The sequence below is a fragment of the Micromonospora sp. DT15 genome (assembly GCF_049841475.1).
Taxonomy (GTDB): Bacteria; Actinomycetota; Actinomycetes; order Mycobacteriales; family Micromonosporaceae; genus Micromonospora.
In genome coordinates this window covers 1-18,896 of record NZ_JBNCKJ010000023.1, presented here as the reverse complement: position 1 = coordinate 18,896, position 18,896 = coordinate 1, and the positions used below count along the sequence as shown (strand labels likewise).

Annotated in this window: 17 protein-coding genes; 9 read left to right on the top strand and 8 right to left on the bottom strand. The window is 70.3% G+C overall.

All coding sequences use genetic code 11. The features are described from left to right. Positions 1 to 679: 679 nt before the first annotated feature. Positions 680 to 934, bottom strand: coding sequence for an SCO4848 family membrane protein (locus ACLQ3F_RS31490; RefSeq protein WP_425853326.1), 255 nt, complete (start codon positions 932 to 934; stop codon positions 680 to 682). A 176-nt stretch (positions 935 to 1,110) separates the two neighbouring features. Between ACLQ3F_RS31490 and ACLQ3F_RS31485 the strand changes: the two genes are divergently transcribed. From ACLQ3F_RS31485 to ACLQ3F_RS31460, 6 genes are all read left to right on the top strand, one after another. Next, the gene (locus tag ACLQ3F_RS31485) at positions 1,111 to 1,581 is read left to right on the top strand and encodes a PRC-barrel domain-containing protein (RefSeq protein ID WP_425853324.1); all 471 of its coding nucleotides are present in this window, start codon (positions 1,111 to 1,113) and stop codon (positions 1,579 to 1,581) included. A gap of 269 nt (positions 1,582 to 1,850) precedes the next feature. Next, positions 1,851 to 2,909 carry a tryptophan--tRNA ligase gene (trpS, locus tag ACLQ3F_RS31480; protein ID WP_425853322.1) on the top strand — a complete coding sequence of 353 codons (1,059 nt, stop codon included), beginning with the start codon at positions 1,851 to 1,853 and terminating at the stop codon, positions 2,907 to 2,909. A 110-nt stretch (positions 2,910 to 3,019) separates the two neighbouring features. Next, positions 3,020 to 4,216 carry a low temperature requirement protein A gene (locus ACLQ3F_RS31475; RefSeq protein WP_425853320.1) on the top strand — a complete coding sequence of 399 codons (1,197 nt, stop codon included), beginning with the start codon at positions 3,020 to 3,022 and terminating at the stop codon, positions 4,214 to 4,216. Positions 4,217 to 4,302: 86 nt separating this feature from the next. After that, positions 4,303 to 4,650, top strand: coding sequence for a YciI family protein (locus tag ACLQ3F_RS31470; protein ID WP_357207299.1), 348 nt, complete (start codon positions 4,303 to 4,305; stop codon positions 4,648 to 4,650). A gap of 2 nt (positions 4,651 to 4,652) precedes the next feature. Continuing rightward, positions 4,653 to 5,909: an RNA polymerase sigma factor gene (locus ACLQ3F_RS31465; protein WP_357207286.1), complete on the top strand. Its 1,257-nt coding sequence runs from the start codon at positions 4,653 to 4,655 to the stop codon at positions 5,907 to 5,909. A 16-nt stretch (positions 5,910 to 5,925) separates the two neighbouring features. Then, positions 5,926 to 6,516, top strand: a complete 591-nt coding sequence (locus ACLQ3F_RS31460) for an HAD family hydrolase (protein WP_425853317.1) — start codon at positions 5,926 to 5,928, stop codon at positions 6,514 to 6,516. A gap of 4 nt (positions 6,517 to 6,520) precedes the next feature. Here the strand turns inward: ACLQ3F_RS31460 and ACLQ3F_RS31455 are convergent, their stop codons facing one another. The 4 genes from ACLQ3F_RS31455 to ACLQ3F_RS31440 form a co-directional block, all read right to left on the bottom strand. Then, positions 6,521 to 7,492 (bottom strand): quinone oxidoreductase family protein, encoded by a 972-nt coding sequence (locus tag ACLQ3F_RS31455; RefSeq protein ID WP_425853315.1) that lies wholly within the window; start codon positions 7,490 to 7,492, stop codon positions 6,521 to 6,523. A 165-nt stretch (positions 7,493 to 7,657) separates the two neighbouring features. Continuing rightward, positions 7,658 to 8,725: a WxL protein peptidoglycan domain-containing protein gene (locus ACLQ3F_RS31450; protein ID WP_425853313.1), complete on the bottom strand. Its 1,068-nt coding sequence runs from the start codon at positions 8,723 to 8,725 to the stop codon at positions 7,658 to 7,660. Positions 8,726 to 8,814: 89 nt separating this feature from the next. Further along, positions 8,815 to 10,794, bottom strand: coding sequence for a fibronectin type III domain-containing protein (locus ACLQ3F_RS31445; protein WP_425853311.1), 1,980 nt, complete (start codon positions 10,792 to 10,794; stop codon positions 8,815 to 8,817). A 144-nt stretch (positions 10,795 to 10,938) separates the two neighbouring features. Beyond that, positions 10,939 to 11,997: a HupE/UreJ family protein gene (locus ACLQ3F_RS31440; protein ID WP_425853309.1), complete on the bottom strand. Its 1,059-nt coding sequence runs from the start codon at positions 11,995 to 11,997 to the stop codon at positions 10,939 to 10,941. Between the two features lie 340 nt (positions 11,998 to 12,337). Here ACLQ3F_RS31440 and ACLQ3F_RS31435 point away from each other — a divergent pair, with 340 nt between their 5' ends. Next, positions 12,338 to 13,000, top strand: coding sequence for a hypothetical protein (locus ACLQ3F_RS31435; RefSeq protein WP_425853307.1), 663 nt, complete (start codon positions 12,338 to 12,340; stop codon positions 12,998 to 13,000). 64 nt (positions 13,001 to 13,064) lie between these two features. On the opposite strand, the gene ACLQ3F_RS31430 is transcribed toward ACLQ3F_RS31435, so the two are convergent. Together ACLQ3F_RS31430 and ACLQ3F_RS31425 are read right to left on the bottom strand one after the other, a co-directional pair. Beyond that, positions 13,065 to 13,760, bottom strand: coding sequence for a hypothetical protein (locus ACLQ3F_RS31430; RefSeq protein WP_425853305.1), 696 nt, complete (start codon positions 13,758 to 13,760; stop codon positions 13,065 to 13,067). Next, entirely contained in the window at positions 13,753 to 14,253 is a 501-nt protein-coding gene (locus tag ACLQ3F_RS31425) for a sigma-70 family RNA polymerase sigma factor (protein ID WP_091396991.1), read from the bottom strand. The genes ACLQ3F_RS31430 and ACLQ3F_RS31425 overlap by 8 nt, the downstream gene beginning before the upstream one ends. 181 nt (positions 14,254 to 14,434) lie before the next feature. Between ACLQ3F_RS31425 and ACLQ3F_RS31420 the strand changes: the two genes are divergently transcribed. Both ACLQ3F_RS31420 and ACLQ3F_RS31415 read left to right on the top strand, forming a co-directional pair. Then, on the top strand, positions 14,435 to 17,665 hold the full coding sequence (locus ACLQ3F_RS31420) for a S8 family peptidase (protein ID WP_425853303.1): 3,231 nt from the start codon (positions 14,435 to 14,437) through the stop codon (positions 17,663 to 17,665). Positions 17,666 to 17,957: 292 nt separating this feature from the next. Next, complete coding sequence (locus ACLQ3F_RS31415; RefSeq protein ID WP_425853301.1) at positions 17,958 to 18,440, top strand: class I SAM-dependent methyltransferase; 483 nt, start codon at positions 17,958 to 17,960, stop codon at positions 18,438 to 18,440. Between the two features lie 93 nt (positions 18,441 to 18,533). Here the strand turns inward: ACLQ3F_RS31415 and ACLQ3F_RS31410 are convergent. Further along, a partial coding sequence (locus ACLQ3F_RS31410; RefSeq protein WP_425853299.1) for a non-reducing end alpha-L-arabinofuranosidase family hydrolase occupies positions 18,534 to 18,896 on the bottom strand: 363 nt, incomplete at its 5' end.

Below are 18,896 nucleotides of genomic sequence, written 5' to 3'. Positions count from 1 at the left end.
AATCATAATTGGCACTGGCTTTACAAGCACCCTGTTGAGTTCTCAAAGAACAACCACACACCGACCAGAAGCCCCACCTCAGTGGAACCCCAACCGGGGCTTTTCGTACCGTGTCCCCGCCGCTCTCGCGCCGGGCACTTTTACTACGTTACCTCACCGTCTTCGCCGTGTCAAACCGTGTGTCCCGGTCTGTCATGCTTCGTACGGGTCAGCGCCGGCGCACTCACGCAGCAGCGAACCGCTGCGTCAGGTCGTCGGATTCGGCAGACCGGCCGCTGCGGTTTCCCGCAGTCTCGCCCGGTTCCCTGCCGGTCGTGAACCTTACCCGGTCGGCTTCGCCGCACCAAATCCGCCTCGCGGCCGATCCGGCGAGCCCCGCCCGGACCGCGTCTCGCAGGAGCGAACCCCTGCTTGACCCGGTTGCCATCCCGTTTCGGCGCTCTAGGACTTTCGTCCCGTTTGCCCCGTTCCGCGCTGGCAGAGAGAAAGTTACGCGTCTGCGGGTTTGATCGTCAAATCCACGGGTAGCGGCGCGCGTCACATTCGGTCGCCTGAGGAGTTTTCCCAGGTCAGGCGCACTCCGCAGAAACCGGGGCTCGGCGACCACCCGTAGTGGGGGCGTCGCGCGGCCTGATTCGCAGGAGCAGCAGCGATCAGGACGGCTGCCGGGTGGCGGCGATCAGGACGGCTGCCGCCGCCGATCGGCGAGCCAGGCCCGGACGCCGAGAACGCCAGCGGTGGTGCCGATAGCCAGGGATGCGGCGATCAGCAGCGCGTGCACCCACAGGAAGCTGGTGGCCGCACCCTCGGCCACCGTGCCGGACGCCCAGGACCGCGGGTCCTGCCAGATGGCCACCGCGAACCTCGGCCAGATCACCCAGGTCCAGACGCCGACTCCGACCAGGAAGAGACTCCACCCTCGCGACAGCACCATGGCAGCCGAGTATGCCAGCGCACCTGCTAAGCGGGCCGGCCACGCGGACGCGGACGCAGGCGCTCTGCCGCACCTGGGCAGGAGCACCCCCCGCGTTGAGTACCGGCTGTTTCCGGCGTCAGCGGGATGGGCACTGCGAAGGGGGACAGCTGAGGACCGTCCTTCGGAGGTGCCCCATGCAAACCTCGATCTTCAACCCCTGGGCCTGGCGTGATCCGTCCGCCCTGGCCGGCGGGTACACGCAGACCACCCCCTCGGTCACCCCTCCGGAGGGTCAGGAGGGTGGACACGACGGCCCGGACGCCCCCGGCCCGGGTACGCCCGTCGACCTGGTGGGCTATCAGGTACAGGCGAGCGACGGGCGCATCGGCACCATCGACGAGACGAGCGACGAGGCGGACGCCGGGCACCTGGTGGTGGACACCGGGCCGTGGATCTTCGGCCAGAAGGTGCTGCTGCCGGCCGGAACGGTGGACCGGGTGGATCACCAGGAGCGCGTCGTGCACGTCGACCGGACCCGCCAGCAGATCAAGGACGCGCCACCGTTCGATCCGGCAGCGGCCGACGAGGAATACCGGGAACGCGTCGGCGCCTACTACGCCGACAGCTACCTTCCGCCTCCCGGCGCCATCCCGCGGGTAATCTGAGGCCGTGGTCCGGACGGGCAACTGCGCATCCGAGGCGGTCGACCTGGTCGACGGCCGCTCCCTAGGTGCCGTGTCCGAGATCCCGACCAGCTCCGGCGATGGCCGTGAGCAACTTCTGAACGTCCTCCGTGCCGGTGGTCTGCGGTTTCGCGCCGGCGCGCGATGGCGGGCGACTCGCTGAGTCGATCCCGCTGACCGAGCAGGGCTGAGCCAGCCCTGCTCGGCGCGCGCCCACGCGTGACCCACCTTCGGAGACGAGAGGCACCACCATGTCCGTCGCACGAATGCTCACCGGGGACCGGCCCACCGGCCGCCTGCACCTCGGCCACTACGTCGGCAGCATCGCCAACCGGGTACGGCTGCACCGGCGCTACGAGAGTTTCTTCATCATCGCCGACCTGCACATGCTCACCACCCGCAACCGCCGCGAGGACATCGACCAGGTCGCCGGCAACGCCCGCGAGATGGTGACCGACATCCTCGCCGCCGGCGTCGACCCGGACCGGGCCACCTTCTACCTCCAGTCGGCCATCCCCGAGGTCGGCGACCTCAACACCCTCCTCCAGAACCTGGTGACAGTCCCCCGGCTGGAACGGGTGCCCTCGCTCAAGGACATGGCCCGCGACGCCGGCAAGGAGGAGATGCCGTACGGGCTGCTGGGTTATCCGGTGCTCCAGGCCGCGGACATCCTCTGCGTGAAGGGGGAGGTGGTTCCGGTCGGCCGGGACAACGCCGCACACGTCGAGGTGACCAGGGAGATCGCCCGGCGGTTCAACCACCTGTACGGCCCCGTCTTCCCGGTGCCCGAGTTGATCCCGGCGGACACACCGAGCCTGGTGGGGACCGATGGCGCCGCCAAGATGAGTAAAAGCCGGGGCAACTCGATCGCGCTCTCCGACGACGCGGCGACGGTGCGTCGCAAGGTGCTCGGCATGTACACCGACCCGAACCGGGTGCGGGCCGACGTGCCGGGCACTGTGGAAGGGAACCCGGTCTTCGCGTACCACGAGGTTTTCAATCCGGACCGCGACGAGGTGGCCGACCTGGCCCGGCGTTACCGGGCCGGGCGGGTGGGCGACGTGGAGGTCAAGGAACGGCTGATCGTCGCGCTGGAGGGGTTCCTGGCGCCGATCCGGCAGCGGCGGGCCGAGATCGAAGCCGACCGGGGCCTGGTCGACCGACTGATCGTCGAGGGTACGGAACGGACCCGCCGGGAGGTACGCCAGACGGTGCTCGAGGTACGCCGGGCGATGGGGCTGACCGGCGCGTACCAGCAGGTGCGGCGGCGAGCTGAGCGGAGCCGACGCCGGACGGACGCCTCGACCTGAGACCGGGGCGTTCGGTAGGCGGCGTGGCGCCGGGCGCCGGGTCCGCTGCGACACCATCGGGGTCTCAGCGGATCCGGGCGTCAGCCAGGTCCAGGGCGCAGAATGCGAGGGTGAGGAGGATTCTTGACATTCGTCCGGTGCCGGCGGGGCTGACGCACCGGACCACGATGTTCGAGGTCTTCTTCGACCTGGTCTTCGTCTTCGCGCTCACCCGGGCCATCACTTTCATGGCGTCCTCACCGAGCGCGCTCACCCTGGCCCAGGGGCTGCTCCTCCTGCTGCTGCTGATCTACTCCTGGTCGCCGTACATCTGGGTGGGGAATCTGGTCCGACCGGACGTCGGTCCGGTGCGGGCCCTCACCCTCGTCGCGATGGCGGCGATCTTCGTGGCCGCGCTGGTGTTGCCGGACGCGTGGCAGCAGAGTCCGGAGCTGTTCGACGCGCCGCTGACGCTCGCCCTGGCCTACGTGCTCGGCCGGGCCATGCAGCTCGTGATCATATTCCTGGCGAGCGCGACGAACCCTCCACTGCGCTCGACGCTGCGGTTCTTCGCCGTGCCCGTGGTGCTGGGCTGGATACCGCTGATCGTCGGCGCCCTGCTCGGCGGTGCGGCCCAGACCGCGCTCTGGACGGTCGCGTTCCTGCTGAACATCGGGGGTGCCCGGCTCGCGTCCACCTTCCGGCCGTGGCAACTGCGCAGCGTGGACCACTTCAGCGAACGGTTCGGTCTGGTGCTCATCATCGCGCTGGGTGAGTCACTGATCTCCGCCGGAGCAGGCCCGAGGGCGATGGCACCGGTCGGCTCCGCCCTACTGGCTGCTCTGCTCGGCCTCACCAGCACGGTCTGCCTGTGGTGGCTCTACTTCGATCGGCTGGCGTCCGCCGCCCGGGAGGCGGTCGGCACCGTGCCGGATGAGCGACGGGCCCGCGTCGCCGGCGACGCGTACGGCCTCGGGCACTCCACGCTGATCATCGGCGCCATCTACGTCGCGCTCGGCATCGAGGAGGTGATCGCCCAGCTCACCGAGGAGTCCGCGCACCCCGGCCGGCTCGGCTGGGAGGCCGCGACCGCGCTCTACGGCGGTGCTGCCCTCTACCTGCTCAGCAGGTTGGTCTTCCGCCGGCTGACCGTTGGCGTGGTGTACCCGCCGCAGGTCGTCGCCGCGCTGCTGCCGCTGGCCCTGCTGCCGATCGGCCGCTCCCTCCCGCCACTCGCGGCACTCGCCCTGCTCACCGCCTTCCTGATCGCGGTGACCTGGTTCGAGCGTCGGATGGACCGTCGCGACGAACGCGCACGAAAAAGCTGATGCGCCGTGTCGATATCCCCGTCCCACGTTCGTCGTCATGCTGTACGGCGACCCGCCGCACCGAGAGGAGCCGAAACGTGAAGTACATGCTGCTGTTCATGAGCCCCATGGTTGACGGGGAGGTCGTCGACAACGGGTGCAGCTTCGAGGACTGGATCCGCTACGACCGGGAGATGAAGGACGCCGGGGTCTGGGTCTCCGGGCATCCCCTGCAGGACCTGACCACCTGCACCACAGTGCAGGTCAAGCCGGACGGCGAGCGCACGATCACCGACGGGCCGTTCGCCGAGACCCGAGAGCTGCTCGGCGGGTACGACGTCATCGACGTGCCGGACCTCGACGCCGCGCTGGAGTGGGCGGCCCGGAGTCCCGGAGCCGTCGGCACCGGATCGGTCCAGGTCCGTCCGATCTTCGAGATCGACATGCAGGTGTGACGGTGCCGGGTGAGGGGGCAGCCGTCGGGTCGTCGGTGGAGGCGGTGTTCCGGGAGGAACGCGGCCGGCTGCTCGCCTCGCTCGTGCGCCGCTTCGGTGACCTCGACCTGGCCGAGGAGGTCACCTCCGAGGCCATCGAGGCGGCGCTGACGCACTGGCCGACCGACGGCGTCCCGAGCCGGCCGGGCGCGTGGCTGCTCACCACGGCACGGCGTCGGGCGGTGGACCGGCTGCGTCGCGACCGGGTGCTGGCGACCCGGCTCGCCGTACTCCAGGCGGAGGCCGAGCGGGCCGATCCCGCGCCGCCCGCCGACGCGGACCGCGACCTGCCCGACGACCGGTTGGCGCTCTTCTTCACCTGTGCGCACCCGGCGCTGGCCGCGCAGGATCGCGGCGCGCTCACCCTGCGGTTCCTGGCCGGCCTCACGACCACCGAGGTCGCGCGGGCCTTTCTGGTGCCGCCGGCCACCATGGCCCAACGACTCGTCCGCGCCAAACGGAAGATCCGCGACGCGCGCATCCCGTTCCGGGTGCCGGGGCCCGACGAGCTGCCCGGTCGTCTGCCCACGGTGCTCCAGGCCGTCTACTCGGTCTTCACCGAGGGGTACGCGGCCAGCTCCGGCCCGGATCTGCAACGGATCGACCTGGCCGAGGAGGCCATCCGGCTGGGCCGGATCCTGCGTCGGCTGCTGCCGGCCGAACGGGAGGTCGCCGGGCTGCTCGGTCTGATGCTGCTGGTCCACGCCCGCCGGGACGCGCGTACCGGACCGGACGGCACCATGATCCTTCTCGATGACCAGGACCGTGGACGCTGGGACGGTCAGATGATCGAGGAGGGGCAGGGCCTGGTGGTGGTCGCGCTGACCGGCCGAGCGCCCGGCCCGTACGGCGTCCAGGCCGCCATCGCCGCGCTGCACGACGAGGCCGCCGACGTGGCCAGCACCGACTGGCCGCAGGTGGTGGCCCTCTACGACGTGTTGCTCGGCCTGGTGCCCTCACCGATCGTGGCGCTCAACCGGGCCGCCGCGGTCGCCATGCGGGACGGGCCGGCGGCGGGGCTCGCGCTGCTCGACGAGTTGGCCGACGAGCCTCGGCTGCGCGGCTACCACCCCTATCCGGCGGCGCGGGCCGACCTGCTGCGCCGGCTCGGCCGGTACGACGAGGCCGCGGCCGCGTACCGCAGCGCGTTGACGCTGGTCGGCACCGAACCGGAGCGCGCGTACCTGCTCAGCCAGCTGAGAGCCGTCACGAACGAGTGAGCTGTACCCTTCCCGGGTGAGTCTGCCTCTGCCCCCCGGGCCGTTCGCCGCGTACCTGTTCGACTGCGACGGCACCATCGTCGACTCGATGCCGCTGCACTACCTGGCCTGGCAGCGGGCCCTTGAGGAGTGGGGCTGCGAGTTCCCCGAGGACCTCTTCTACGCCTGGGGTGGGCGGCCCACCGCGGACATCATCGTCGCTCTGAACGAGCAGCAGGGTCTCAGCATGCCGGTGGAGGCCGTCGTCGAGCGCCGGGAGAGCTACTACCAGGAGTTGCTGCCGCAGCTCGCCGCCGTGCCCGAGGTGCTGGCGCACATCCACGACGCGCACCGGCGGGTCCCGTTCGCCGTCGTCTCCGGCAGCACCCGCGCGTCGGTCACCGCCTCCCTGGACGCGCTCGGTCTGCTGGACCGGTTCGACGTGCTGGTCTGCGCCGACGACTACACCCGGGCCAAGCCCGACCCGGAGGCGTTCCTGCTCGCGGCGGAGCAGCTCGGCGTACCCCCGGAGTCCTGCCTGGTCTTCGAGGACACCGACCTGGGCATCCAGGCCGCGACGGCGGCCGGCATGGCTTCGGTACGCGTGCCGCAACAGCGCACGCCCTGACGCCTCAGGCCACCGTCAGCAGGAGCTTGCCGGCGTACGACGTCTGTAGGCGCTGGTGCGCGTCGCGCACCTTGCCCAGCGGGAACTTCTCCGCGACGTGCACCACGAACGGCCCCGCCTCGATGAGTTCGTTGAGGCGCTGCAACTGTCGAGGGCTCGATTCGCCGTCGTACGCGCGGACCATGACGCCCGGCCGTTCCTGCGGCTCCGGCCGCACCCCGTGGGCGAACGCGATCACCCCGCCGTCGGCCAGCGCCTCGGTGAGCTGGTCCAGCGTCGCGCCGCCGGCCATCGCCAGGATGGCGTTCACCCCGCCCGGGGCGGCGTCCCGGATCCGGGCCAGCACGTCGGTCATGTCGCCGTGGCCGTCGAGGGACACGTCGGCGCCGAGCCGGGTGACCAGCGCGACGCCGTCCGCCCCGGACGCCACAGCGATCACGTTCAGCCCCTGCCGCTTCGCCAACTGCACTGCCAGGTGGCCCTGACCGCCGCTCGCACCGAAGATCAGCAGCCAGTCACCGGCCGACAGGCTGATCGCGTCGAGTCCGGCCAGCGCGGTCAGCGCGTCGGTGGGCATGGCACCCGCGTGCTGGGCGGGCACGCCGTCGGGCACCTTCGCCACGTACTCCGCCTTGACCGACGCGTACTCGGCGTAGAGGCCGCCCTTCGGCCGCGTGGTGGCGGAGACGTAGACCAGGTCGCCCGCAGCCAGGCCGGTCACCTTGCTGCCGGCCGCGACGACGGTTCCGGCGCCGTCGGAGCCGGGCACGATCGGGAGCGCCGAGCCCTCCGGCACCAGCATGCCTTGCCGCTCGTACGCGTCCCACACCCCGACACCGGCGCTCAAGACCTTGATCAGCACCTCGTCGTCGGCGACCTGCGGGATCGGCAGCTTCCGCAGGGTGATCACCTCCGGCCCGCCGAACTCGTCGAAGGCCGCTGCCTGCATCCGCTCTGGCAGATCCCCGTCAACCATGTGGATTCCCTCTCCGTGGCGGCGTCACCGTCGCAGCATGCCGGCTGGGGAACAGGCGTGGCCCGGAGCTGAGCGCCGTTCACCCACAAGGACGAACGCCCACGCCCCGGCCAGCGGGCGAGAACCGCCGCCGGCCGACGCCAGCCGAGGTGACCCGTGCCGTGATCAGGAGGTCTGCGGCTCCGGGCCTCGAAGCGCCTGCTCGACGGCGTCGCGTACGCGGGCGTCCTCGCGCGCCTTGCTCCGCGCCCGGTTGCGGCGTCGGTACAGGTACGCCCCGACGAGCACCGCGATCAGCACGACGAGCACCAGCACCAGCATCCAGGGCAGGGCCCAGCCGTGCGCGGTGACCTGGACCGGCTTGAGCGAGGTGGTGGAGCCCGAGGCGTCGGTGAGCAGGGGTGTCACTGTCGCTGTAGCGGCCAGCGAGATGGCGGGAGCCACCCCGTGTACGGGCACCGACACGTCCCAGCTCTCACCCGGAAGCAGCTCCGGCGGCGCGGCGACATCCTCGGCCCGCACCCGCAGCAGGCCGAACGGGCCCGAGACGGTAACCGCCTGCTTCCCGGACAGGGCCGCGTTGCCGACGTTGTGGACCTGGTAGGTGATGGTGGCGTCACCCTTGCTGAACGGGTTGGTCGGTCCGGCGTACGTGACCTGGAGGTTCTCGATCGCGAGGTTCGGCTTCAGCTCGCCGCCCACCCGCAACTTGATCCGGATGCCGAGGCGCCGGTCGACGTTGATCCCCTCAGCCTGGTCGGCCTGGGTCAGCGTCGTGAGGATGCCGCCGACGTAGTCCCCGGGCGTGGCGTTCTGCGGGACGTCGACAGTGAAGGGGACCTGGGCGGTCTTTCCGGGCTGGATCACGACGCTGCCGGCGTTCGGCTTCACCCAGGCGCCGATCGCGATCGACTTCTTGTCCCTGGTGAGCAGGTCGAGCTGGCCGGCGTCGGTGGTGAAGCCGTCGGCCGCGTACACGGTGAGGGTGAGCGGCGCCGGGCCGCGGTTGGCCACGACCATGGCGTCCTCGACGGCACCGCCCGGGTTGACGTTGTAGCTGTAGCTGGACCTGGCCTCGCCGTAGCCGTTGGAGGCCGTCCGGACAGTCCAGGCGACGTTACCGTCCGCCGCCAGGGCGGGACCGGCACCGACACCGACGGCCGCGACGACGGCGAGCAGGGACAGTGCTGTCGTACGGAAGCGTGTCTTCCAGCGCGTTACGGGCGGGTACATGTCAGTTCCTTGAGGTGATCTTGGGAGGGGTGCAATGGGTGGCGGGGTAGGCCCCGAAGGTGCCTACCCCGCCGCATGGATCCGTTCGGTCAGCTGCTCAGCGCAGTGATCGTGAGGGTGGTGCGGTAGCTGCCCTTCGCGATGCTGTCCGGGATCTTCAGATCCAGGTCAGCGCCGAGCTTGGCGCCGCCACGCGGGTGACCCTGCGCGGCCGCGGCGAGCGCGCTGGAGACCGAGAGGCCCTTGCCCTGGTCGTCGAGCGACGACAGGACCGGGGCGCCGGCCTCGGCACCCGCGCCGGCGTCGAGCACGTACGGGTTCCAGCCGAGGTAGGAGCCGGAGAACGTCTTGTCGGCGTCGGAGAAGTCGCCGACGTTGGCCGAGATCGACCACGGGGCGAGCGACCGGCGGCTGTCCGACACGAGGATCGGGTTGATCTTGCCGTTGGCCTGGAAGTAGGTGCCGTTGCGCTCCTGCGCGGTGCCCAGGTCGACCAGACCGTTGTAGCCGTCGATCGTCCAGCCGAACTCGCCCGGGGCCGGGTTCGGCACGTTGACCTGGATGGCCTGACCGTCACCGTGGAACGGGTGCACCGTCACGTTGTCGACGATCGAGCCGACCGGCTGGCCCTCCGGGGTGTTGACGCAGGAGAGGCCGGCCTCGACCGACGCGTTCGGTGCCGCGCAGGTGCCGCTGCGCACGTTCGCCAGGACCAGCTTGTCGCCGCGCACCTGCACCTTGACGTAGCTGCGGACGTGCTCCTGGTTCTGCACCGAGTTGTACCAGTACTTGTTCGGGTCCAGCGGGTCCGGGCCGTTGCCCTTGATGCCGGTGCCGGTGGCGTCCGGCTTCTTGATGTCGTAGTACTTCGAGCCGGAGGCCGAGTTGGCGGTCACGTAGATGACGCCGCCCGGGCCGGGGAAGACATCGGCGGCACCCGGCTTCTCGGCCGGGTTCTCCTTCTGGCCGTTCTTGATGGAGTAGCTGCGCGAGTAGCTGTGGTCGTGACCCTGGAGCACCATGTCGATGCCGAGGTTCGAGAAGGCGGTGGTGAAGTCTTCCCGGCGCTGCTTGTTGTCGGTGTCGGTCGCGTGGCTGGCCGGCGAGTAGATGGAGTGGTGGTAGACCAGCACCTTCCACTTGGCCTCGGAGCCGTGCTTGTTCACCACGTCGGTGATGTACGAGACGTGCGCGGCGTCGCCGGCGTTGCTGCCGTCGGTCGGCAGCTTGTAGCTGTTGCTGTTGATGTCGATGAACAGCACGTCCTTGTAGACGAACCAGTAGTCACCACCGGACTTGGTGCCCGCCGGGTTCCCGTTGTCGTAGTACGGGGCCGTGCGGTCGGTGTTCGGGGTGAAGTGGTGCTGCTCGTAGGACTTGCCGCCGACGTCGTGGTTACCGATGGTGGCGACCACTGGGTACTGACGCAGCTGGTCGGGGGCCATGAACGAGGTCCACTGACCCTCGTCGTTGGCGGACTCGACGTGGTCGCCGCCGGAGACCAGCAGTTCCGCGTTCGGGTTGGCCGCGGTGGCGACCTTCAGGGTGTCCTCCCAGCCGGCCTGGTCCTTGAGCCGGTCGCCGGACGAGCCGATCTGCGGGTCACCGAAGAACAGGAAGTCGTAGTCGCCCTCGAAGTCCTGCGTCTTGAAGGCGTACGTCGGGGACCAGCTGCCCTCGGCGCCGACCCGGTACGAGTACGCCGTCTTCTCGCGCAGGTTGCTGATCGTGGCGTGCCGGTTGAACCCGGTGGTGGAGGTGTTCGCCGCGCCGACGGCGTCGAAGCTGACCGCGCCGGCCGGGAACTCGCCGTTGACGATTTCGGCGGTCGGGGCGAGCTGGATCTTCTGCGCGGTGTCGGCGGAGGAGTACCAGGTCACGATGCGCTGGGTCTCGTTGGCGCCGACGCCGAGGATCACGCTGCTGATCGTGGTGGACTCGGCCGCGCTCGCGGTGGCCATCAGGCCACTGCCGAGGGCCGCGCCCAGACCGAGGAACCCGGCTGCGACCCCGGCGACCAGGCGCCGCCGCACGAGCGCGGAGGCCCGTGTCGAGGTGCTCAATGTCATCGACATTGTTCCCTTTTCAAATAGAGAAATGGATTGTGCCTTCACCCGACGCTGGGGAAGCAATTCCACGCTTTCGCCGCCCGATGAACCGATCATGAACGTGATCTTGCGAAAGACTGCACTTCACGAACTACTTAGCCCTGCTCATGATCCAGAAACGCGCTGTACAAACCAGATCAGCCCCATAATGGACACGCCCGCAGAAACGACCCCGGTCGCCCAGAGGCCGGCTTTCGGCGCACGACGGCGCAGCACGAACAGCAGCGGGAAGACGACAGCGATAATTGTCAACTGAACGACCTCGATGCCGACGTTGAACACCAGCAGCGACCACAACAGGGTCCACGACCACGCCTCGTCGATACCCAGGGCGCCCGCGAAGCCGAGGCCGTGCACGAGACCGAAGCAGAACACCACGCCGAGGCGGATCCAACCGGCCCGATCCAGGCTGAAGTGACCGCGCCCGGCCGTCTCCAGGTCAGCCGCGTGCTCACCACGCCGCCAGATCCCCCACAGATGCCAACCAGCGACGACGGCGATCGACAGCGCGATGATCGGCTCCACGATCACCGCCGGCACCTCGACCAGGCCGAGCGCGGCGAGCATGAACGTCACCGAGTGCGCCAGCGTGAAGCTGGTGGCCGCGAGCACGATCTCCCGAAGCCGCCGAGACCCGGCGATCAGCGCCAGCAGGAACAGGATGTGGTCGATCCCGGTCAGCAGATGCTCGGCGCCCAGGAGGAAGAACTCGCCGAACCGCTCGTACCAGGTCTGCGCCGTCGAGAAGGACGGGTTGGCGGCGTCGAGCGCGGCACTGCCCGAGCGGCCGTCGATCTCGTACGTGACGATCGTCTTGGTGCCCTTGACGTAGCCCTCACCATCCGGGAAGAGGTCGCTGCGGACCACGTGCTCGTCGACCCGCTCCGGGCAGGTCCAGTCGAGCAGCAGGTCGGCGTACGGCACGCCCTCGCGCTCGCCGATCGTCGCGTCACCCACCTGGGCAGGCCGGCAGTCCGCACCCCGGGACGTCACAGCGAACCGGTCGGACACGTACCGGAGAACCGCCGACGCGTGACCCTTCAGCGCGGCGGCCTGGGCGGCAGTGTCGCCCGTCTCGAACGCGGCGGTTCCCGCCTGGAAGAGCGGGTCGTCGTCGCCGGCATCCGCGGCGGACACGACGAGGAGGTCGTATTCGAGCTCCACACCGGTCCGAATGTGACCCTCGTCTCCCGCTGCAATTTTCGCGTACACAGTCGACGAGAAGCCGTGCGCGGACGCCGGTTCGGCGCCCAGAAACGGAACCACCGCTGCGGCGAATCCGACAGCGGCGACGATAACGGTACGGCGGATGCGGCCTGACATTCGACTCCCTCGGTTGGCCAGTGCACGTTGCATGTCGCGGGTGAACGCCAACCCGCGCACCGACGAACCGCCGGAGAACAACTTCCCCGAACGACCGCCCACCGATTACCGGTGAACGGAATTGAGATAGGAATACGAAGAAGTACGCGCACTTTCCGCCACCACCCGGAGGACGATCACCTTGCGCCCCCCGCTTCGGGCCGTCGCCATGCTGGCCGCGACCGCCGCGCTGGTCTCCGCCTGCAACTCCAGCGACGACTGGTCCGAGCCACGTCCAGCGCCCAGCGCCCTCGGCACTCTCGGCCCGGGTTTCGTCGACCCCTCCACGAAGCCCGCGCCGGAGGCGACGATCACCCCGCAGCCCGACTCGTGGGCCGACGTACACCCGCCGAAGGACTACCGGGTCGTCCTGCTGACCAGCGGTACGGACAACCCGACCAAGGCCCTCGTGACGGCGGTCGAGGAGTGGGCCGACGACGAGCACGTCGACCTGAGGACCATCGTCGTCGGCAGTGCGCACGACACCGTTCCCAGCATCGCCAAGGCGATGGAGATGGGCCCGGACCTCATCGTCAGCGCGGGCAACGACCTCATCGACGGGCTCGCGCTGGTCACCCCGAACCACCTGGACGAGAAGTTCCTCGTGGTCGGCGCGGAACTCGCCGAGCCCACCCACAACGTCACGGCTGTCGACTGGGACGGCGCGTCGTTCCGTGGCGAAGGGCTCGGGATGTCCTCCACGTACGACCCGAACTCGTTCACCGCGGACCGGTGCGCGTCGGCCATCCGGGCGGGCGTGGCCGCGGTCCTCAACGACCTGACCGGGCTCGTGGTCTGGCTCTGACGGCCGGGCTGGCCGTCCCCGATCCGGCCCCGTCCACGCTCGCCCCGCGTCGGCGCGGACGGGTTCAGCGCGGGGCGGGGCCGCGATCCAGGAACTCGTACGTGGTGGTCAGGCCCTCAGGCAGGTCGGGAACCAGGGCGTTGGTGCCGTCGACCACCTGGACGTAGCGCTTGCCCTGGAAGACCGAGTAGCTGCCGTCCGGCACCTGATCGATCCGGAAGAGCTGCGTCGAGGCGGCGGCATCACACGCCCGCCCGCGTACGCTGCCCGGCGCGGCGTCGTGCACGACGGTCATGCAGATCGGCTCGGCACCGGCGGCCAGCAGGATCCGGTACCTGTCGCCCTCGGGGCGCAGCACCCACAGTGCCCGATCGTCGATGCCCTGGTCGGTGGTGGCCCGGACCTGATCGCCGTCTCGGTCGATCGCCAACGTGGCCCCGCGCATGCCGGGCAGCACGATCTGGACCTGCCGCCGGCCACCGAGGATCTCCTGCGGACCCGCAGAGGCGGTCGCGGACGGGACCACCGGCGGTGCGGCCTGGGTGGCCGGGCCGACGCCGGGCGTCTCGACGGTGTCGCGCACCTGCACCAGGGCGGTGCCGGCGGCGAGGGCCACCACGGCCAGCCCCGCTGCGCCGACGGCCGTCCGACGCCGCCGACGCCGGTCGCTGCGGTGCCGCAACGTCTGTGCCCCCGGCATGGTGGTGACTCGCCGGACCTCGTCCACGATCGCGGTGAGATCGTCGCGCGGATCAGCCATGGGAGGTCTCCTCCTGGTGCGCATCGGTCAGCAACCCGGCCATCGCTCTCCGACCACGGGCGAGGTACGTCTTCACGGTTCCGACGGGGGCCTGCATCTCGGCTGCCACCTCCGCGACGCTGAGGTCGTTGAGGTGGTGCAGCACGACGGCCCGGCGCTCGTTGGCGCTCAGTCGTTGCAGCGCCTGCAACAGCGCGACGTGGTCCTCGTTCAGTCCGGGCACGCCCTGGTCGACAGCGGCCCGGCGGTGTGCGCGTACCCGGTTGAACGCCTTGCGCCAACTGCTCACCGCGATCCGGGAGGCCACCCGGCGGACCCACGCCTCCGGACTGTCCGTCTCCCGCACCGTCGCCCACCGCTGCCAGGCCCGCATGAACGCCTCGGCGACGGCGTCCTCGGCCTCGGCGCGATTGCCGGTGAGCGCGTACACGTGACCCACGACCCGACCCGCACAGGCCGCGTAGAGGGCGTCGAACTCTTCGGCGTCACGCATCCGACCGGTGCCCTCCCCTGCCTCGTCCCCTGGTCACCGCCGCATGGAACTCGCACTGGTGGACCGGTCACGTCGGCGCGGGGCGCGATTGTGGCCTCTGTCACACCAGGGTGATCAACCTGACGACCTGGTCAGGCGTCATCGTGCCGACCCGGGAGACGCCCGTGGCGGAGAGGACGATGTGCGACGACGGCAACGACGCGCCCTGACAGCCGGCGCACTCGCGACCGCGCTGGTTGCGGCGGGCCTGATCGCCCAACCGGCGAACGCGCAGGAGACGCCGACGGCCACGGCCCCCGGCACCCATGGAACCTTCACCCTGATCACCGGTGACCGGGTGTCGCTGGACGCGGCGGGGCGCCCGCAGATCCAGCGCGGGCCGGGTCGGGCCGGCATGCGGTTCGTGAGCAGCCGGGAGGACGGTCACCAGTACGTCATCCCGGTGGACGCGATGCCGCTGGTGCGGGACGGGCGGCTCGATCGACGCCTGTTCGACCTCAGCACGCTCGGCGAGTTCGGCTACGACGACCGGGCAGCCGAATTGCCGCTGCTGGTCGCGTACCCCGAGAACATGGCGGCGCGGGCACGGACCGCGACCACCGGGGGTGCCGGCCGGGTGCGGGCCGATCTCCCGGCCGCGCACGCGCTCGCGGTCCGCGCGGACCCTGACGACCGGGTGAAGCTCTGGACGTCGCTGACCAGTGGTACGCCGTCCGCGCGCACCCTCACCACCGGAATCACCCACATCTGGCTGGACGGCAAGCGCAAGGTCTCCCTCGATCGCAGCGTGCCGCAGATCGGTGCCCCGGCGGCGTGGCAGGCAGGTTTCGACGGCACCGGCGTCACCGTCGGCGTGCTGGACACCGGAATCGACGCCAGCCACCCCGACTTCGCCGGCCACCTCGCCGAGGTCCGGGACTTCACCGGCGGCAACGACCCCGGCGACTCGGTCGGCCACGGCACCCACGTGGCATCGACCATCGTCGGCAGCGGCGCCGCCTCCGGCGGGAGGTACCGCGGGGTCGCGCCGGGGGCGAAGCTGCTCGTCGGCAAGGTCTGCGCCACCACCGAATGCCAGGACTCGGACATCATCACCGGCATGCAGTGGCTCGCGCCGCAGACCCGGGTGGTCAACCTGAGCGTGGGCGGCGACGACGCACCCGGCCTCGACCCGCTGGAGACGGCGGTCCAGGAGCTGAGCCACCGGTACGGCACCCTGTTCGTGGTCGCGGCCGGCAACGAGGGGAAGCCAAAGTCGGTCTCCTCGCCGGCCTCCGCCGACGACGCTCTCGCCGTCGCCGCCGTGGACGCCGACGACCAGCGGGCCTACTTCTCCAGCCGGGGCCCGCGCGTCGGCGACAACCACATCAAGCCCGAGATCAGCGCTCCGGGCGTCGACATCGTGGCCGCCGCCCCCGGCGGCGACTACGCCACCATGTCGGGTACGTCGATGGCGACCCCGCACGTCGCCGGCACCGCCGCGATTCTCGCCGGCCAGCACCCGGACTGGACCGGGCCGCAGCTCAAGGCCGCCCTGATGGACTCGGCCAAGCCGACCGGCGAGGACACCATCTACGAGCAGGGCGCCGGCCGGGTGGACATCGCCCGCGCGGTCGCCCAGCCGGTCGCCGCCGACATCGCCGCCATCGACTTTCCGGTGCAGCGCTGGCCGCACGCCGACGACAGCCCGATCACCCAGGTCGTCGGCTACCGCAACACGGGCACCGCACCGGTCACCCTGACGCTGGCCATCGCGCCGGCACCGGCCGGCATGCTCACCGTCAGCCCGGCCACGCTGGTGGTGCCGGCCGGTGGCCGGGCCGAGGCGACGATCACGGTGGACACCCGCGTGGACGCCCCGGACGGCGTCTACCAGGGCGCGCTGACCGCGACCGGTGCCGGCGACCTGCGGGTACGGACGCCCTTCGTGTTGAACCGTGAGATCGAGAGCTACGACGTACGGCTCAACCACACCGGACGCGACGGCAGACCGGCCACCGAGTACACGACAGTGGCGGCGAACCTGACCACCGGCGAGTTCAGCACCCTCCCCGCGACACCGGGCGGCGGCGTCCTGCGGCTGCCCAAGGGGCGGTACGCGTTGTACAGCACCATCCACGAGGGTGCCGTGTCGACACTGCTCGCGCAGCCGGTCCTGGACGTACGCGGCCCGATCACCGAGGCGGTCGACGCCCGCAACGCCAAGCCCGTCGCGTTGACAGTGCCGCAGCACGACGCCGCACCGATCTCGATCAACGTGAGCGCCAACTGGGACGACGGCATGCGCTACCCCGGCGTCCAACTCAGCGGAGTCTCCCTCACTGACGTCTTCTTCGGCCGGCTCGGGCCCGCCGTCGCGGCACCCGAGTTCACCTCGACGCTGGGCGTCGGGCTCGCCCGACCGGGCAGGGACGGCACCTTCCGCAACAGCCCCTACACCTACGACCTGGCGTACGTCGGCAGGGGCGACATGTTCACCGGCCTGACCAGGAAGCTGTCACCGAAGAACCTCGCCACGGTCAGGGCGACCTACCGCAGCCAGTCCACTACGGCGACGGCCACCCGTTTCCACCGCGCGTCGGCTCCCGGAGGCTCGGGCCCGATCGGGTCGAACACGCCTGTCGACCTGCCGTTCACGGGCACCGAGTACTTCAACACCGACGGCGGCATCGTCTGGACGTCCACGTTCGTCGAGGGGGACAACCTCACGACGCAGGATTCGACCTTCAGGTCGGGGCGTACGTACAGCCAGACCTGGAACGCGGCACCCTTCGGGCCCTCCGTGACCCAGGCACCGACCCTGTCACCCCTGGGGTACGCGGGCCGCGACGGCGACACCATCTCGATCGCGTCGGTGCCCCTGTTCGGCGACGCGACCGGTCGCCCCGCGAGCCGCGACGACCAGCCGGTGCGGTTCCGCCTGCTGCGCGACGGTAAGGAGATCGGCACCTCGGACAGCGCGTGGGCCGACTTCGCGGTGCCCGCCGGAAAGGCCACCTACCGGCTGGAGGCGACCGCCACCCGAGGCGCACCGGACACCCTGTCGACGTCGGTCTCGGTGGCCTGGACCTTCACCTCGGCGCACACCACGTCGCCGGAGCGGCTGCCTCTGACCACGGCCCGCCCGACGCCCGTGCTCGACGACACCAACACGGCACGGACCGGCCGGATCATGACGATCCCGGTGGCGCTGGACCGGCAGGCCGGTTCAAAGGCAGCGCCGAACCGCACGCTCGGCGTGTCCGCGTCGTTCGACGACGGCTGGACGTGGGTCGCCCTCCCGGTGATCCGGAACGTCGCGCTGATCAGTCACCCACGACGGGCCGGTTTCGTCTCGCTGCGGTTGACCGCCACCGACACCGCCGGCAACACGGTCACCCAGACGATCCAGCGGGCCTACCGGATCGCCTGACGCATTGCCCGGTCCGGGGTGGCGGCGCCTGGAGCCGCCGCCCCGGACCTTCATCACCTGCACTGATCGCTTGTCGCGGCTGTCGTTCCGCTGCGGTGACCGAGGACACGGTGCACCGACTCCGCTGACAGGGTGGAATCAGAGGTGTGAGCAGAAGGCACCGGCGAGTGACGTCGTGAGGTCCACTCTTTCGACCCGCGATCCGGGTTCGTCCAGCGGCGGCACGACGCCCGCGGCGGACGAACCGAGTCGGGTGACGCCCGCCCATCGGCAGCGCTGGGCGGTGCAGACAATGGCCGTCACGCCCGACGACCAGGTGCTGGAGATCGGCTGTGGTCGGGGAGCAGCCGTCTCCCTGGTCGCCGGCCAACTCACCACCGGCCGGATCGTCGCCATCGACCGCGCCGCGACGATGGTGCGGCTCGCTACCGAACGGAACTTGGGCCACATCGAGGCTGGTAGGGCCGAGATCCGGCGAGCAGGGTTCGAGTCGACCGACCTACCAACCGGCCGCTTCACCAAGATCTTCGCGGTGAACGTCAGCCTCTTCTGGTTGGGCGACGCGGCGCAGCAGATCGCTCGGATACGCAGCCTGCTGGCGTCGGGAGGACGGCTCTACGTCTTCGGCGAGCGACCCACCGAAGCGCACGCCACCGCGAACGTCACCGCGACCGAAGCACTGCTCCAAACCCACGGTTTCGCAACGACCACGTCGAGCGCCACCCGTGGTCAGGGTCAGGTGCTCACCTGTGTCACCGGCACACCGATCCGGTGATCCTGGGCTGATCGCAGCGTTGACATGAGCCGGGCGGGCGCGGCGTGCCCCCGCGCCCGCCCGTTCCGGGTCAGTCGAGCTTGATCAGACCGGTCAGCGCTGCAGGGTCAGCAGACCCGGCCGGTACGGCAGGAGGCCGTAGTCGACGCCGTCGGAGCTGGGGGAACGACCCTGGTAGAGCAGTTGCAGGTTGCAGGCGTCAACGGTCATCGTCTGGTCGGCGTTGGTGCGCAGCAGCTCACCGTGGCTGATGTCGTTGGTCCAGGTGGCACCGCTGTTGACCTTGCCGGCGAACGGGTTGCTCTGGGACGCGGCCTGCGGCGTCCACGTACCACCCAGGCTGGTGGCCGTGAACGAGCGGAAGTAGCGGCCCGTCGAGCCGATCGCCTCGACGATCATGAGGTACTTGTTCAGGCCCTGGAGCTTGTAGACCTGCACGGCCTCGAACAGGTTGTT

Excerpts from the sequence above, each read along its gene's own strand:
- ACLQ3F_RS31415 (WP_425853301.1), top strand. The coding sequence starts at position 17,958 with ATGGCCGTCACGCCCGACGACCAGGTGCTGGAGATCGGCTGTGGTCGG.
- ACLQ3F_RS31485 (WP_425853324.1), top strand. The coding sequence starts at position 1,111 with ATGCAAACCTCGATCTTCAACCCCTGGGCCTGGCGTGATCCGTCCGCC.
- ACLQ3F_RS31425 (WP_091396991.1), bottom strand. The coding sequence starts at position 14,253 with ATGCGTGACGCCGAAGAGTTCGACGCCCTCTACGCGGCCTGTGCGGGT.
- ACLQ3F_RS31455 (WP_425853315.1), bottom strand. The coding sequence starts at position 7,492 with ATGGTTGACGGGGATCTGCCAGAGCGGATGCAGGCAGCGGCCTTCGAC.
- ACLQ3F_RS31490 (WP_425853326.1), bottom strand. The coding sequence starts at position 934 with ATGGTGCTGTCGCGAGGGTGGAGTCTCTTCCTGGTCGGAGTCGGCGTC.
- ACLQ3F_RS31430 (WP_425853305.1), bottom strand. The coding sequence starts at position 13,760 with ATGGCTGATCCGCGCGACGATCTCACCGCGATCGTGGACGAGGTCCGG.
- ACLQ3F_RS31445 (WP_425853311.1), bottom strand. The coding sequence starts at position 10,794 with ATGACATTGAGCACCTCGACACGGGCCTCCGCGCTCGTGCGGCGGCGC.
- ACLQ3F_RS31470 (WP_357207299.1), top strand. The coding sequence starts at position 4,303 with ATGCTGCTGTTCATGAGCCCCATGGTTGACGGGGAGGTCGTCGACAAC.
- trpS (WP_425853322.1), top strand. The coding sequence starts at position 1,851 with ATGTCCGTCGCACGAATGCTCACCGGGGACCGGCCCACCGGCCGCCTG.
- ACLQ3F_RS31450 (WP_425853313.1), bottom strand. The coding sequence starts at position 8,725 with ATGTACCCGCCCGTAACGCGCTGGAAGACACGCTTCCGTACGACAGCA.